We start from the raw sequence: 15,573 nt of genomic DNA on the forward strand, positions 1-15,573 counted from the left end.
AAGGGCCCCCCGATATGTTGGGGGGCTGCCAGATCAGCCGGCGGCGGCCAGGGACGGGATATCACCCGCACTGCCATCCAGTTCCCCCGCGATCCCATTGTTCAGCGCCCAGATGGCGGCCTGGGTCCGGTTGGAGGCATTGATCTTCCGCAGCAGGCTCTTCAAATGCACCTTCACCGTGGCTTCGGTGATGGAGAGCTGGTTGGCGATCATCTTGTTGCTGTCACCGCTCAGCAGGCAGCGCAGAATCTGCACCTCACGCTGAGACAGGCCCTTGCGGGAGGTGGGCATTGCCGGAGCAGGCGCGGTCGATACCCGCCCGCTGATCAGCAGGGCCGCCAGATGAGTGGGGAATACCTTTTCCCCCAACATTACCAGCCGCAGCGACTGGGTCAGCGCATCGGAAGAAAGATCCTTCATCAAATAGCCATCGGCCCCCGCCTCCAGCGCACTTGAAAGCCGGCGGGTGCACAGTTCGGATGTCAGCACCACCATGCGGGCGTCAGGCAGGGCATGGCGCAGACGGCGCAAGGCCTCGGCCTCGTCGTCGCCCCCCGTTGCCAGATCAAGCAGAACCAGTTCCGGCTTGTGCCCCTGTTCAGCCACCTGAAGCCCTTCACGCACATTGCCGGCCTCTGCTGTGATCTGGAACGGCGACTCCTCCAGCAGACGCTTCAGCCCCTCACGGAACAGCTTATTTGCATCGATGAGAAAAGTGCTGACATTGTCCATTGCCATCTCCTGCGCATCTTGGGTCCCGTCATAAACGGGGGTCTCCAGCCATGGCCTTCTCCATCCGGGAAAGCCTTCCGAGCACCAGCCTTGGAGCCAACGCGCCGGAATGCCCAAATGAGCGACCCACTTTCGGCTTGAACCTTACCCCGGAAAGTACGGAACTGAATATCTCTCGAAGGCAGTAATTGCTGTCAGCTTTAGGCATATGCCAGAAAAATTGCCCCATTTTTGTCCCAATGATCGTCAACCAATAAGAAATACTATATGTAACAAGTAAATTTTACCGCATTAAATCCAGATATCTAATTTTTTGTAGAATTTCATAATCGATAATTTTGACATATGTCACATTTTAACTTAACCAAATTAACTATATTTTTTTACCACAATTCACGAAATTGGTAAAAATTCAATTCAGTACACCCGATCTACATGATCAGCAGCGGGCGGGCGCCCAGGCGACCCGAAAGGGGCAAAATACCGCCTATGACCCGCCATATTTCCGCCCCAACCGGGGGCCTATGCCCCTATACTTCCGGGGTAAGGGCAGCATCCGCTGTGACCTTTTCGTGGCGCGATTTCGGAGGCAGCACCCTTTTTCGGATATTTCCGCTACCCCGGAAGCGATGAGCACGGGGCTCCGACGCCCCCTTGCATAAGGGGCCCTGCTCCGCGCTTCACCCTGCCGTTGCAGCCAGACGGCGCTCGCCCAGACGCTGAAGCAACCATTCCACCGCTCCCACGTCGGGAATATGCAGATCGGCAGCGGTGGGCTGGTCGGGCGCCCCTACCCGGACTCCCAAACCGGTCCCCGCCACGGCGCGGAAACCATCCTCATCCGTCACATCATCGCCCAGGAACAAGGGCGGATGACCGGCCAGCAGGTCGCCCAGCAGCCAGCCGATGGCCGATCCCTTGTGCCAGTCCAGTACCGGCCGCAGTTCGTGCATTTCCTTCCCATCCATATGGCGCAGGCTCGGCTCCCCTGTCAGCACTTCGCGGACAATGGCGGCGACATGCGGCTTCGCCGCCGGGGCCACCAGCCGCGTATGCACGGTAATGGCATAGCGTTTGGATTGCACAAAGGCGTTGGTGATGGACGCCAGCTCGTTCTCCAGCCGGGCAGCGGCCCGCTGGATGGCAGCGCGAAAAGGCTGCCCAGGCTGGTAGACCTGATCGGGGGTGGCGATATCCAGCCCGTGGCTGCCGACATAGATGATATTGTCGATGGCGACCAGCCGCCGCACATCCTCCACATCGCGCCCACTCACAATGGCCAATGGATACAACCCAGCCAGATGGCTCAGCAGGTCATGCATGGTGGGGGTCAGGAATGCTTGATCCGGACGGTCCACGATTGGTGTCAGTGTCCCGTCATAATCCAGCAGAAGCGCGACAGGCTGGCTGGACGCCCGCTCCAGACCTGCGATACGCGCAAGGACTGCATCGACGGAACACATAGCTTCTGGTGAGATGGAAGGCGGATACATCATCTCTGATCCTGGCGTGACGGAAAATTCTCATGGCTAAGAGCGACTTAACGCCCAAACCCTCTGAGTGTTCCGCCACCCTGCCCCGAACCGGCGCAAGATGATACCGCTATGTTGATCATATAAATGGCGACGGCCCCGTAAAGGGGCCGCCAAAACACTTGCCATTCCCAGCACCCAAGGGCATATTGTGCATCGCAGCACATGTGCTGCTTGCCCTTTTCGGGCGTTTCCTCCCTAAACTCAGGCCGCTCCCGTAGCGGCCTTTTTCTTTTTCGGCCTTGGGGAGCTTCCCGCCCGGTTCAGGCTTCACGGTGGAACAATCCCACCGGAGAAGCTTGTTACCGTATCGGGCCCTCGTGAGGTCTATTTGTTTCAAATCAGTGCTGGCGGTCAAGCCGTTTCGATCCAAACAATGCGGTTACGACGTCGTTTCGTTGCCACGATCATACCGCTTTTTCGGTAAATGCCACAGACGGGTCGATCAGGCTGCGCGCAGCCGTCATTCTGGGGCGATTGCCATCGTACCGTAAGCGGGCCCAGTGCCAGAAGCCAAGGGCTGTTGGAAAAGGTGACCATTGGCGACAGGAAGCCGACAGCTGCCTGGTGAATTCCGGCAATTGAGAAAATCGTCGCTGCTGACAGTCGGTTGAAGCGCGGCAGCGGCAGCGGATGGCGGGCGCCCTTGCCCTGAACGGAAGGCCGCCCGCCCCGCCGGTCACTTCACCGTGTCGGCGGAGAAAATAAAGGAATAGGTGGACGCATAGTCCGGATTGCTGCTGGTCGCCTTCGTCCCCGCCGCCGTCATCGGGAACAGGGTGACACTGCGCTGGGTCATCCCATTCTTGCGGAAGAAGGTAACGGCAGCGGATTGTGCGATGTCAGCATATTGATGGCAATCCATACAGGCTGACTTGGCCTGCACATAGGTTTCCATCGTTGTATTGGCCACTATGCGCGTCGCCTTAGCCGGCGTGATGCCCCCAGCCGGTAACGGCACCACGCTCTGCGGCGGGATAGCCGTGGGCAGGGATGGCCATTGCACATCGATCAGCCGGTAATAATTAAATACCGACTGGGCGGGGAACAGGTTCCAGGCATATTGGTTGGTGCTGTTGGCCACATTCTCCACCGGTGTCATCCGCGTCACCTGCATCGGCGCGGCATAGGGGCTGCAACCCTGCGGCAGATAAGGCGGGCTGGTATTGGTACAGGGTACCGTGGGTGCCTTATTGGCCTCACATTTATAGAAATCGGTGGTCGGGTCGCAGGATGGATTAAAATAGGTATAGCCGGGGCTGGGCTTACGGTTGGGATTGGCCGGCAGGTTGACCGTGTCGCCGCCATTGTCCGGCGCATTATCCACCTGTTCGAAGGTGGACCAGAGGAATTGCGGTGCCCCCGGCAGCCGGCGGATAATATGCAGTCCAGTCAGGCCCACCGTCTGGTTGCTGGTATTGCCATAGGGATCGGTGACGGTCGCCTGAGCCGTTAGATAGCGGTAATTCAGCGATCCGTCGGATGGCAACACCACCCAGGCGGCCTTCAACTCAATGGAGCCGACATTCAGGCCAAATGTCTTGGCGTTGCCGGCGCAATCCACGTCACCCGGCCCCATCGGCAGGTTGAAAGCACCCTTCCCGTTCTGGCCGGCATTGCTGGCGCAGGCTTCCTGCCCGGCAAAACTGGTCAGGTTCTGGCCGGTGATATAGGCGGCCTCGTCCAGATTGACGCTGACCGTGTAATAGGTGAGCCCGCCCCGTTGATCGGTCAGCCAATCCGGCTCCAGCTTGGTGCCGCTGGCCTGGCCGATGGCGGACAGATCCAGGGTAGAGGCTTCCGACAATACCGAGAGGTTCAGCCGGCCCGGATTGGCCGCCGCCTTTTTTAAGGCAGCTTTGTCCCCGCTGAACAGCAGGTTGGCCAGCACATAGGTCTGCCACACGGTGGGCTTGGTATTGCTGGGCAGGCCGAACTGGCTGGACGGCACGGATGTGTCCGGCGTGCCGGGTGTGCTGCTGCTGGCTGCCCAGTTCAGATAGATGAATTGTTGCCAGGCAATGCAGTCCGCATTGGTCTGGTTGGCCAGATTGAAATTGGGCGGCAACACCGGCTTCATGGTGATCTGGGTCGTCCCAAAGCCGGTGCAGGGGTTGGAAACGGTCTGAGCGGCGACCGTGCCGGTGCCCAGCACCAGCACGGTCAGCAGCACCAACGCCGGGGACACGCCCCGGCGATAGAGCAGGGAAAGGCCCCGGCGCAGCATGGTTCAGGCCCCCGCCGTGATATGGACCAGCGCCGCCATGGTCTCGGCCTGTTCGTTCAGTGTCACCGCAACAGCGCGTAGGCCGGGCGAAGCCCCGCTAGCCACCGACACTTCCAGTGTCAGGGCCGTATACGTGCCCGGGTAGGAATTGCCGGGCACAGAATAAGTGACCGAGCTGGCGCCCGTCACGTTGACCGTGATGTTGCCATCCACCTCGCCACCGGCCAGTTCCGTCAGCACCGCCACCTTTGGCAGGGTGCCGCCTTCATAAGGACTGACGATCAGGGTCAGTGCTGCCTTGGCCCCACCCGCCGGCAGGAACGGGGCGATCATCGTGGTATTGCTGGCCATGGGGATGGCAAAGCCGGTGGGGTTGGGCTCCGCCACCGCATAATAGGCGTCCCACAGGACTGAATACATGCATTGCAGCGGCGCCGCCTGCGCACCGGCACCAGCGCAGGGCAGCGTGGGGGGAGTGGCCTCGGTGAGAAGCGGGCGAGCATACAGCCCCACATCGAACTGCTGGGCGATCTGGCCGGCCCAGGTGATGGGGCTGCCGTTGATCTGGATATCGGCCAGGGTCAGCGAGGAGTCCATAGCCAGCCAGGACAGCGGAATCTGACAGGCAGCGTGCAGGATGAAACCGCCATCGCCGGTATTGCCGGGGAAGTTCTCGCCCGTCACCGGGTCCACCAGCGTGGCTGACCCGCGCACGACCTGCCAGACATCCGACGGCTTGGCATCCGCCGGCACATTGGTGCCGGGCTTGATCCGCGCACCAAAGCTCCAGGTGGTGAAATTGGGCATCTGGATATAAAGACCGAACGGATTGGCCAGATTGATCAGGTTGAAGGTGCCCGTTACCTGCCCGCCGACCACCCGGTTCACCGTCTGGCCGATATGCGGATCACTGTTGCGATAAGCCTGACCGAACTGGCCACAGCACAGCAGGTTTTGCGCATTGTCGTTACCGCTGACCAACTGCTGGGTCGACACGCCGGCCAGCCCGATTTCCGTCTGCAAGGTATTGGGTGTGCTGGTCAGATGGACAGCACCGCCGGTGCGATCCGCCAATGAACCGGTGCGCGACGATTTCGGACCGCTGTTCCATTTGTTCAACGGGTTATAGGCGGCGCGACCGGTACCGGGATCGGTCACCACATTGCCTCCGCCGTCCTTCAACGTCAGATCATCCTCCGTGACGACCACCAGACGATCGGCGTGCAGGCCGTAATTCAGGATTTCGTTATAGAGTTCCACCACGCGGGTCGGGCTGATGGCCCACAGCGAGTACCAATATTCCGGGTTCTCACAGCAGAAATCCACGCGAATGATATTATTATTTTCATCGCGGGCCGCTGCCCATTCACAATATTCATCATGCCAGCCGCGCGGACCATAGGGACCATATTTTTGCAGGGGACCATTCCAGTTCGCTTCCGGGCAGAACTGTGCCGGAATATCCGGCAGGGCCGTGGCAGCGGTACCGTAATAGCCGGTATCGGCAAGTGAATAGATATCCTGCATCCCCAGATTATAGGGGTTGGCCGGCGGGATCGGCGGGGTGGCGGAGCAATATTGCATCAACCGGCCGGAAAAGGCCGACCAGGAGACCTGGGCCGTCGGTGTGTCAGCCGGAATGTCCGTGTCCGTTGGATCATAAAAGAAGGAGGGGGCGGCCGGCATGGCCTGCTGCACAAAACCCTTCAGATTGTCATTCCACAGCGCGGCCAAGGCCGTCTGGCTTGCCGTGGAATCCGGGAAATCAACGATGAAGGCAGGCGTACCGAACGTGAAATCGGACATTTCTCACCCCTGGTTGTGCATGAGGGAAAATTCTCCCGGCCGAACTGTCCGCCTTGGCATATTATTTGGTCAAGTTAAAGTTGTTCAGGTGCCTTCATATTTCCCCATTTTTTGCCGAGCCTTTTCTGCCGGGATGGGTGAGGCAGCGGGAAAAATTCGCCGCCCCCGGTAGGCAGAACGACGGGATTTTCGGCCCCCGCCGGCCGAAAATCCCAATAGAAGCGCTCATTACAGCCTCTGGCACGCTGATTGCTTTCCTGTTTTCCCGAACACCGGACGGCCCAAGGGGGGCAATGGACCGGCAGAAAGAACCGAAGGAGTTTTCCCATGTCGTTCGTCCAGGATTGCGTCAGCCTGTCCCGTCAGCATCTGATGGCCGGTTATCTGGCCGAGGCCGAGATGAGCTGCCTCACGGCGCTCCAGGTCGAACCGGAACATTCGGAAGCCACCCATCTGCTGGGTGTCATCGCGTTGCGCTCCAACCGGGCCGCAGAAGCCAACGACCTGTTCAACAAGGCCATCGCCCTGGACGACCACAAGGCGGAATTCCATAACAGCCGCGGCGTGCTGCTTTACGGCTGCTGCCGCTTCGTAGAAGCGGCCGTGGAATTCGCCAAGGCGGTGGAGCTGGATGACAATGATCCGGTTTCCCACAATAATCTGGGCAATGCCATGCGCGCCCTGGGCGATCTGGTGGAGTCCGAACAGAGCTTCCGCCGCGCCATTGCCCGCCGCCCCTCCTATGCCGAGGCCCATAACAATCTGGGCAACACGCTGCGCGATCTGGGCAATCTGGGCGAAGCGGAATTCTGCTTCCGCCATTCCCTGGCGTTGCGGCCGAAGAACCTGGATGCCGCTTATAATCTGGCAGCATTGCTGCTTTATACCGACCGGCTGGACGAAGCCGGCCGCCTGTTCGCCAATGTGCTGGCCGGCGATCCCTCACGCGGGGAAGCCGCCATTGGTCTGGCACAAGTGTTCCAAGGCCAGGGCCGTCTTGACGATGCCATCGCGCTGCTGACCGGGGTTCACAACCGTATGCCTGACAATTCCGATGTGCTGTTCGCCCTGCAGCTGCTGCGTTCCACCCAGATCCCGGCCTGGCACATCCCGATGATCAATGATCATGAACGCAATGATGCCTATGAGGCGGCCTTGCTGAACAATGTGCAGAAAGGCGATGTGGTGCTGGAAATCGGCACCGGTTCCGCCCTGGTGGCGATGATGGCCGCCCGCGCCGGGGCCGGTCATGTCTATACCTGCGAGATGCACAAGCCGCTGGTTGAGGTGGCGCGGGAAACCGTGGCGGTGAACGGCTACAGCGACCGCGTCAGTGTGATCGGCAAGAAATCCACCGATCTGGTGATCGGCAGCGATATGCCGGAAAAGGCTGATATTTTCGTGTCGGAACTGATCAATGTCGGCATGTTGGCCCCCGACATGCTGGCCATCCTGCAGCACGCCCGCCAGAACCTGCTGAGGCAGGATGCCAAGATCATCCCGGCCGCCGCTACCGTCTGGTGCTCCCTGATACAGGCCGATGATCTGCGCCGCATCAGCCCGATCCGCACCATCAGCGGGTTCGATATGTCGCGCTTCGACCAGTTCCGCACACCGGGTTACTGCACGCTGGATCTGGCCGCTGATAATCACCAGCTGCTCTCAACCCCGGAACAGGCCTGGTTCTTCGATTTCTACAAGAACATGCCGACCACCGCGTCCAAGACCCTGACAATCACCGCCAGCGAGACGGGCACTGCCCATGGCGTGGCCTTCTGGTTTGACCTGCATATGGACGAGAAGGTGACCTACAATTCCAACTCCCCCACCCGCACCAACCATTGGAAGCAGGCCGTTTACTTCTTCGGCCAGGATTTGCCGGTGGTGAAAGGCCAACCGGTGATGATCGGCACCGGTTACGACCGAACCCAAATCCACTTCTATATCTGATGCCGCACCGGCGCTGACCATGACCCCATCATGGCCAGCGCCGGTTTGCTCTTATATCTTGGGCACCGATGTGGTCAGCATCAGCGCGTGCAGCTCGCCCCCCATCCGGCCTTTCAGGGCCGCATAGACCATCTGATGCTGAGCAACGCGGGTCTTGCCCTTGAAGGCGGGGGTTTCCACATAAGCGGCGTAATGGTCGCCATCGCCGCGCAGATCATCAATCCGCACCACGGCGTCAGGGAACGCCTCGCGGATCAATGCCTCAATCTCGGATGCCTGCATCGCCATGGGCGGGTTCCTCATTCAAAACGGCTATGCGCTGAAGGGAAGCATCCAGCAGACACTTCCCCATCAGCAACAGACTCACCCCAGCTTGCCGTCCATATAGGCCGGCAGCCAGCTTTCATTGACTTCCACCAAGGATGCCACAGAGATGGCGAGCCCACCGGGGGCGGTCAAGCTGTCGCCACCCACGGTGCCGATATGGGTGAGCGTCACGCCGGCCTCAGCGGCCTTGGCTTCCACCGTTTCCACGTCGGACGGCTTTACCGTCAGCACGTAACGGCCCTGGTCCTCGCCAAACAGCTCGGCAATGTGCCAGCCGTCCAGCCCGGCCAGATCGGCACCCTTGCCGGATGCCATGGCCATTTCAGCCAGGGCCACCTGCAGGCCGCCATCGGACACGTCATGCGAGGCGGTGATCAGGCCAGCCTGAATGGCCTCGCGCACGAAGGTGCCATGGCGCTTTTCGGCTTCCAGGTCCACCGCCGGGGCGGGGCCGGCTTCCAGGCCCAGGATTTCGCGCAGGTAAAGGCTCTGGCCCAGATGGCCCTCGGTCTCACCCACCAGCAGAATGACGTCACCATCATTCTTGAAGCCCAGGCCGACCGCCTTGTGGCCATCGGCCAGCAGACCCACACCGCCCACGGTCGGGGTCGGCAGGATGCCTTCGCCGTTGGTCTCGTTGTAGAGCGAGACATTGCCGGAGACGACGGGATAGTCCAGCACCCGGCAGGCTTCCGCCATGCCTTCCACGCAACCGGCGAACTGGCCCATGATGCGGGGCTTTTCCGGGTTGCCGAAATTCATGTTGTCGGTGATGGCCAGCGGCAGCGCGCCCACGGCGGACACGTTGCGATAGCTTTCCGCCACGGCCTGACGGCCACCCTGCACCGGGTCAGCGAAGCAGTAGCGCGGCGTCACGTCGGACGACATGGCCAGCGCCTTGTTGGTGCCATGCACACGCACCACGGCGGCATCGGACTGGCCCGAGATGAAGCGGGTGTCGGCCCCCACCTGGCTGTCATATTGCTGCCAGATCCAGCGCTTGGAGGCCAGATCCGGGCAGGCCACCAGCTTGGCCAGGATATCGGCCAGCGACAGATCGGACGGCCACAGGGCGGATTCGTCCAGATCCAGCGCCGGCTGTGCCGGCGTCGGCTCCGTCGGGCGATGATAGAGCGGGGCCGCGTCGAACAGCGGGGCCAGTTCCAGATCGCAATAGGTCTGGCCGTGCATCTTCAGCACGAAATGGCCGGTATCGGTCAGGTGGCCAATGACGGCGAAGTCCAGTTCCCACTTGTCGAAGATGGCGCGCGCCTCTTCCTCGTGGCCGGGCTTCAGCACGATCAGCATACGCTCCTGGCTTTCCGACAGCATGATCTCGTAGGGGGTCATCCCCACCTCACGCTGCGGCACCTTTTCCAGATGCAGCTCGATGCCCAACCCACCCTTGCCGGCCATTTCGACCGAGGAGGAGGTGAGGCCGGCGGCACCCATGTCCTGAATGGACTGGATGGCGTCGGTGTTCATCAGTTCCAGGCAGGCTTCGATCAGCAGCTTTTCGGTGAACGGGTCACCCACCTGCACCGTCGGGCGCTTGGCCTCGCTATCCTCGGTGAACTCCGCCGAGGACATGGTGGCGCCATGGATACCGTCGCGGCCGGTCTTGGAACCGACATAGACGACGGGGTTACCGACACCGGCCGCCTTGGAATAGAAAATCTTGTCCTGATCGGCGATGCCCACGGTCATGGCATTGACCAGGCAATTGCCGTTATAGGCCTTGTGGAAATTGGTCTCCCCACCCACGGTGGGCACGCCGACGCAATTGCCATAATGGCCGATGCCCGACACCACACCGGCGACCAGCTGACGGGTCTTCGGGTGGGACGGCTCCCCGAAACGCAGGGCGTTCAGATTGGCGATCGGGCGCGCCCCCATGGTGAACACGTCGCGCAGAATGCCGCCAACACCCGTCGCCGCACCCTGGAAAGGTTCGATATAGGAGGGGTGGTTATGGCTTTCCATCTTGAAGATGGCGGCCTGATTGTCACCAATATCGATGACGCCGGCATTTTCCCCCGGACCGCAGATGACCCAGGGTGCCTTGGTCGGGAACTGCTTCAGCCAAACGCGGGACGACTTGTAGGAGCAATGCTCCGACCACATCACCGAATAGATGCCCAGCTCGGTGAAGGTGGGCTGACGGCCGACAATCTCCAGCAGGCGGGCATATTCGTCCGCCTTGATGCCATGTTCGGCGGCCAACGCCTCGGTGACCTCGGGTTCTTTCCAGGACGTGGCGCTCACGACAGGCTCTCCACCAGGCTATCGAAGAAGGCACGGCCATCGGTATTGCCATGCAGCGGATCAAAGGCGCGTTCGGGATGCGGCATCATCCCCAGCACATTGCGCTCGGCATTGAAGATACCGGCAATGTTGTTGGTGGCACCATTGGGATTGGCCTGGTCGGCGGTCTGGCTGGGAAGTGCGGCATAGCGGAACGCCACCAGCCCTTCACCTTCCAGGCGCTTCAACGTCTCCTCATCGGCGACGTAATTGCCTTCACCATGGCCGACCGGAATGCCGATCACCTGGCCCTTGGTGTATTTCTTCGTGAAATCGCTGTCGGTATTTTCCACCGTCAACCCGACGGTGCGGCAGACATATTTCAGCGACTTGTTGCGGATCAGCGCGCCGGGCAGCAAACCCGCCTCGGTGATGATCTGGAAGCCATTGCAGATGCCGACAACGCGCACGCCCTTGGCGGCGCGTTCCTTCACCAGCTTCATGATGGGCGAATGGGCGGCCATGGCGCCGCAGCGCAGATAGTCGCCATAGGAGAAGCCGCCCGGTACGGCGATCACATCGACATCCGGCAGTTCGGTGTCCTTGTGGAAAGCCATGTGGGGTTTACGGCCGGAGGCCTGCTCAAGCGCCACCGCGATATCACGATCGCAGTTGGAGCCGGGAAAGACGATGACGGCGGACTTCATCCCGCGGGACCCGTTCCTGGAGGTGGAGGGAAGGGCGGAGAACCGTCAGCGGGACGGTGCCCCCGATGCGGGCGGAACCTACTTCCGCTCCGTTCCTATTGCAAGGATCGCCATCCCCCCCTCGCCTGATAGCTGCCCCCCATTTGTGCGGGGTGCTTCAGGCGGCCCGGCGCTGCGGACCGGGGGCCGCCGGTTCCGGTTCTGTCTGTACCGGCAGGATGATGATGGCGTCCAGCCCGCCCGCCGGCCGGTTGCGCAGACGGACATCGCCGCCATGGCCGCGCGCCACGGACCGGGCGATGGAAAGGCCCAGCCCCACACCGCCGGTGCGGCGGTTGCGCGATGCCTCCAGCCGGACAAAGGGCTGGAACACCCGCTCCACCTCCCCGTCCGGGATGCCGGGGCCCTCATCGGCAATGGTGATTTCCACTTCATGCCCCCGCCGGACCATGGAGACGCGGGCCACCCCGCCATAGGCAACGGCATTTTCCACCAGATTGCGCACGGCCCGGCGCAGGCTGTTGGTGCGGCAGACCAGGGGAAGGCGCGGCGCCTGCACAAAGAAGACCGGCTGTCCGGTATCGGCGAAATCATCGCAGACACTTTCCACCAGGGTGGCCAGATCGGCCTTCACCGCCTCCTCCCCCACCTCTTCCCGGCTGAAGGCCAGGGCAGCCTCCACCGTGCTGCGCAACTCATCCAGGGTTTCCAGCATCCGCGCCTTGGTCTCCCCCTCCTCCAGCAACTCCACCCGCAGGCGCAGATTGGTGATGGGGGTGCGCAGGTCATGGCTGACGGCGGCCAGCATCCGCGTGCGGTCATCAACGAAACGGCGGATACGCTCGCCCATGGCGTTGAAGGCCTGGGTGGCGCGGCGCACCTCCTCCGGCCCGACATTGTTGGGCAGGGGCGCCACGCTCTCTCCCCTGCCCAGCCGGTCGGCCCCATCGGCCAGGGCGCGCAGCGGGCGCGACATGCGGCGGGAAATATAAAAGGCCACCAGCGCCACCATGATCAGGGAGGTCAGCACCGACCCGGTGGCCACATCGCTCCAGATATCCGGTTGGACGGTACGACGATTGATGGCGTTCAGCCATTGTCCATCAGGCAACCGGATGGAAAACTTCATTCCCATTCCCACTGGCGCCAAGGCTGCCCACGGATTTTGGATTATACCGGGCGTGGCATTCTCCGCCTTGATCCAAGTCTTGAACAGCACCTGATCGGCAGGAACATTGGCAGCAGCGGCCAGCTTGTCCCAAATGGCCCTGTCGGCCGCATTGCGCGGCTGGAGATCGTGCGGCAAGAGGGAGGCATCATCCAGCGTGTAGCGGGTATTGCTGCTGGCAATGGCCTTCAGCACCCCTTCCCGATATTCCGGTGGCAGGGTGGAGACGATGCGGGCGGTGCCGGCCACCCGCTGCAACATCTCCTCGACATGGGTACGGCGGACGGCGGCAGCCTTTTCATCCAGCGAGGCGGTCCAACTGCCCAGCTTGGCCACCAGCACCGCCGCCACCAGCAGGAAAACCATCTGGGTGAACAGGCTGCGCGGCCGGGCCAGCGCGGCGCGCAGCCGGGCAATGTTGGAGGGGGGGGGCGACGGGTTGTTCATGGTGCCGGCTTCACGGCGGCCGCCAGACAATAGCCGCCACCCCAGACGGTCTTGATCAGGCTGGGATTGCGGCTGTCGGGTTCAATCTTGCGGCGCAGGCGGCTGACCTGATTATCGATGGACCGGTCGAACACATCCGCCTCCCGCCCCTTGGTCAGGTCCAGCAACTGTTCACGCGACAATACCATGTTGGGATGGCGGACCAGCGCTTCCAGCAGAGAGAATTCAGCGGTGGAGAGGGAGACGACAACCCCATCTTCCCCGGTCAGTTCGCGGCGCGCCAGATCCAGCACCCAGCGGTCAAAGGCCAGCCGCGTCTCCTCCCCCCGCCTGCGCCCGCCACCCACCGGCAGACTGTGGCTGCGGCGCAGCACGGCGCGGATGCGGGCCAGCAGTTCGCGGGGCTCAAAGGGCTTGGTGACATAATCATCCGCCCCCATTTCCAGCCCGACAATGCGGTCCATCGGTTCGCCGATGGCGGTCAGGAAGATGACCGGCGTGTCCATCGTCTCCCGGATATGGCGGAACAGCGACAGGCCGTCTTCGCCCGGCATCATCACATCCAGCACAATCAGATCGACGGCGGCAGCCCGCAGGCGGCGGCGGGCCATGGCCGCATCCTCCGCCGCCGTGATGCGCATCCCGTGTTTTTCCAGAAAACGGCCCAGCGTCTCCCGGATATCACGGTGATCATCAACAACAAGAATATGCGGCGCTTCGGATGACATGGCTCTGGCAGGCAAAGGGGCGATTGCCTGCCAAAATTCGCACGGCTTCCCGCCGCATTCAAAGGCGAACTGGTATCAAATTATGTCAACCACCCTGCGGACAGGACAGTTCCCGCAGCACCGCCCGCACGGGCGAGGCATCCGCCGTGGCCAGCCGCAGGGGCGGGGCGATCAGTTCGTAAAACCCGTCCGCCACCCCATCCAGCACCAGCCCTTCCAGGATCGCCATGCCGTGGCGGCGTACGGTCATATGGGCGTCCAGGCTTTTGCTGTCCTGCGGATCGACCGAGGGGGCATCGGTGCCGATCAGCCGCACGCCACGCGCCGCCAGCCAATCCATCAAGGCCGGATTAATGGCGGTGAAGTCGCTGACCCAATCGGCGGGGAAGCATTCAAAGGTGCGCAGCAGCAGGCGGGTGGTGCCCTCTTGGAAGAAGGGGGCCACATGCGCCACACCGGCCAGCCCGGCATCGGGCGGAATGGTCAGCAGCTGGCAGGGGCCGATATAGGTGTCCAGCGGCACCGCCCCCATCGGCAGGCCCGCATCATCATAATGCAGCGGTGCATCCGTGTGGGTGCCGGTATGGGTGGACAGGCTGATCTGGCAGACATTGACCGGGCAGCCGGGCCCGATGCTCCAGGTGCGTTCTTCCCGATAGGCACTGTCGCCCGGCCAGACCGGAATGCCGACCCGCACCTTCTGACTGATATCCCAGAGTTTCCCGCTCATAGCGCCGTCCTCAGACTCAACAGTTCGGGGAAGAAGGACAGGTCCAGCGCCTTGACCAGATAGGAGACGCCGGCACTGCCGCCGGTACCCTGCTTGTAACCGATGATGCGTTCCACGGTTTTCATGTGGCTGAAGCGCCATTGCTGGAACCGGTATTCCAGATCGACCAGCTTTTCCGCCAGTTCATACAGCTCCCAATGGGTGGCGGTATCGCGGTAAACGGCGGCCCAGGCCGCTTCCACCGCCTTGTCGCTGCGATAGGGTTCCCGCCAGTCGCGCGACAGGTGGCTTTCAGGGATGGTAAAACCGCGCCTCGCCAGCAGGGCCAGGCATTCATCATAAAGCGACGGCTCACCCAAGGCGGCCAGCAGCCTGTCATAGGTGGCCGGGTCGCCCTGATGGACGGGGATCATCCCAGCATTCTTGTTGCCCAGCATAAATTCCAGCAGCCGGTACTGCCAGGACTGGAAACCCGAACTCTGTCCCAGATGCGGGCGCAACCGGCTGTAATCGGCCGGCGTCATGGTGGACAGCACGTCCCAGCCCTGGATCAGCTGGGCCTGGATGCGGGCCACCCGCGCGATCATCTTGAAGGCGGGGCCCAGATCGTCCCGCCTGATCTGCTCCCGCGCCGCCGCCAATTCATGCAGGCACAGCTTCATCCAGAGTTCCGAGGATTGATGGATGATGATGAACAGCAGCTCATCATGCTCGGCCGAGCGGGTATGCTGGCAGGAAAGCAGGGCATCCAACCCCAGATAATCGCCATAGCTCATCGGCGGGGTCTGATGGATATTCTCAGTCGAAAGATCGACGCTGGTCTTTTTCATGGAAGCCTTCTGTCTGGCTGCCCGGCCGCCGGGGCCGTCTGTTACCGGCCGATATAGCATGGCTTTTGGGGCGCCCCGCTGCAAAAGCGCTGCATCATTTCACCATCCACCCTGTATAAGGCTGGCTTGCCCGGCATCTCGCCGC

At 61.8% G+C, this 15,573-nt stretch carries 12 protein-coding genes; 1 reads left to right on the forward strand and 11 read right to left on the reverse strand.

Annotated features, from left to right (window positions below; all coding sequences use genetic code 11):
- Positions 1 to 33: 33 nt before the first annotated feature.
- From GE253_RS13465 to GE253_RS13480, 4 genes are all read right to left on the reverse strand, one after another.
- Positions 34 to 732: a response regulator transcription factor gene (locus tag GE253_RS13465; protein WP_153204629.1), complete on the reverse strand. Its 699-nt coding sequence runs from the start codon at positions 730 to 732 to the stop codon at positions 34 to 36.
- Positions 733 to 1,412: 680 nt separating this feature from the next.
- Positions 1,413 to 2,228: a trehalose-phosphatase gene (otsB, locus tag GE253_RS13470; RefSeq protein WP_153204630.1), complete on the reverse strand. Its 816-nt coding sequence runs from the start codon at positions 2,226 to 2,228 to the stop codon at positions 1,413 to 1,415.
- A gap of 715 nt (positions 2,229 to 2,943) precedes the next feature.
- Complete coding sequence (locus GE253_RS13475) at positions 2,944 to 4,491, reverse strand: hypothetical protein (RefSeq protein WP_153204631.1); 1,548 nt, start codon at positions 4,489 to 4,491, stop codon at positions 2,944 to 2,946.
- Between the two features lie 3 nt (positions 4,492 to 4,494).
- A complete protein-coding gene (locus GE253_RS13480) occupies positions 4,495 to 6,297 on the reverse strand; it encodes a hypothetical protein (RefSeq protein ID WP_153204632.1) in 1,803 nt (600 codons plus the stop codon).
- 327 nt (positions 6,298 to 6,624) lie between these two features.
- Between GE253_RS13480 and GE253_RS13485 the strand changes: the two genes are divergently transcribed.
- The gene (locus GE253_RS13485) at positions 6,625 to 8,247 is read left to right on the forward strand and encodes a tetratricopeptide repeat protein (protein ID WP_153204633.1); all 1,623 of its coding nucleotides are present in this window, start codon (positions 6,625 to 6,627) and stop codon (positions 8,245 to 8,247) included.
- A 51-nt stretch (positions 8,248 to 8,298) separates the two neighbouring features.
- On the opposite strand, the gene GE253_RS13490 is transcribed toward GE253_RS13485, so the two are convergent.
- From GE253_RS13490 to kynA, 7 genes are all read right to left on the reverse strand, one after another.
- Positions 8,299 to 8,535, reverse strand: coding sequence for a BolA family transcriptional regulator (locus GE253_RS13490; RefSeq protein ID WP_153204634.1), 237 nt, complete (start codon positions 8,533 to 8,535; stop codon positions 8,299 to 8,301).
- A 75-nt stretch (positions 8,536 to 8,610) separates the two neighbouring features.
- The gene (gene purL / locus GE253_RS13495) at positions 8,611 to 10,839 is read right to left on the reverse strand and encodes a phosphoribosylformylglycinamidine synthase subunit PurL (RefSeq protein WP_348770850.1); all 2,229 of its coding nucleotides are present in this window, start codon (positions 10,837 to 10,839) and stop codon (positions 8,611 to 8,613) included.
- Positions 10,836 to 11,525, reverse strand: coding sequence for a phosphoribosylformylglycinamidine synthase subunit PurQ (purQ, locus tag GE253_RS13500; RefSeq protein WP_153204635.1), 690 nt, complete (start codon positions 11,523 to 11,525; stop codon positions 10,836 to 10,838). The genes purL and purQ overlap by 4 nt, the downstream gene beginning before the upstream one ends.
- A gap of 157 nt (positions 11,526 to 11,682) precedes the next feature.
- Complete coding sequence (locus tag GE253_RS13505; protein WP_153204636.1) at positions 11,683 to 13,140, reverse strand: ATP-binding protein; 1,458 nt, start codon at positions 13,138 to 13,140, stop codon at positions 11,683 to 11,685.
- A complete protein-coding gene (locus GE253_RS13510; RefSeq protein ID WP_153204709.1) occupies positions 13,137 to 13,868 on the reverse strand; it encodes a response regulator in 732 nt (243 codons plus the stop codon). Before GE253_RS13510 ends, GE253_RS13505 begins: the two co-directional genes overlap by 4 nt.
- A gap of 85 nt (positions 13,869 to 13,953) precedes the next feature.
- Positions 13,954 to 14,598, reverse strand: coding sequence for an arylformamidase (kynB, locus tag GE253_RS13515; protein ID WP_153204637.1), 645 nt, complete (start codon positions 14,596 to 14,598; stop codon positions 13,954 to 13,956).
- Positions 14,595 to 15,428: a tryptophan 2,3-dioxygenase gene (kynA, locus tag GE253_RS13520; RefSeq protein ID WP_153204638.1), complete on the reverse strand. Its 834-nt coding sequence runs from the start codon at positions 15,426 to 15,428 to the stop codon at positions 14,595 to 14,597. Before kynA ends, kynB begins: the two co-directional genes overlap by 4 nt.
- Between the last annotated feature and the right edge of the window lie 145 nt (positions 15,429 to 15,573).

Source organism: Niveispirillum sp. SYP-B3756 (assembly GCF_009495745.1).
Lineage (GTDB): Bacteria > Pseudomonadota > Alphaproteobacteria > Azospirillales > Azospirillaceae > Niveispirillum.

Excerpts from the sequence above, each read along its gene's own strand:
- GE253_RS13510 (WP_153204709.1), bottom strand. The coding sequence starts at position 13,868 with ATGTCATCCGAAGCGCCGCATATTCTTGTTGTTGATGATCACCGTGAT.
- GE253_RS13505 (WP_153204636.1), bottom strand. The coding sequence starts at position 13,140 with ATGAACAACCCGTCGCCCCCCCCCTCCAACATTGCCCGGCTGCGCGCC.
- otsB (WP_153204630.1), bottom strand. The coding sequence starts at position 2,228 with ATGATGTATCCGCCTTCCATCTCACCAGAAGCTATGTGTTCCGTCGAT.
- GE253_RS13465 (WP_153204629.1), bottom strand. The coding sequence starts at position 732 with ATGGACAATGTCAGCACTTTTCTCATCGATGCAAATAAGCTGTTCCGT.
- purQ (WP_153204635.1), bottom strand. The coding sequence starts at position 11,525 with ATGAAGTCCGCCGTCATCGTCTTTCCCGGCTCCAACTGCGATCGTGAT.
- kynB (WP_153204637.1), bottom strand. The coding sequence starts at position 14,598 with ATGAGCGGGAAACTCTGGGATATCAGTCAGAAGGTGCGGGTCGGCATT.
- GE253_RS13485 (WP_153204633.1), top strand. The coding sequence starts at position 6,625 with ATGTCGTTCGTCCAGGATTGCGTCAGCCTGTCCCGTCAGCATCTGATG.
- GE253_RS13475 (WP_153204631.1), bottom strand. The coding sequence starts at position 4,491 with ATGCTGCGCCGGGGCCTTTCCCTGCTCTATCGCCGGGGCGTGTCCCCG.
- kynA (WP_153204638.1), bottom strand. The coding sequence starts at position 15,428 with ATGAAAAAGACCAGCGTCGATCTTTCGACTGAGAATATCCATCAGACC.
- GE253_RS13480 (WP_153204632.1), bottom strand. The coding sequence starts at position 6,297 with ATGTCCGATTTCACGTTCGGTACGCCTGCCTTCATCGTTGATTTCCCG.
- GE253_RS13490 (WP_153204634.1), bottom strand. The coding sequence starts at position 8,535 with ATGGCGATGCAGGCATCCGAGATTGAGGCATTGATCCGCGAGGCGTTC.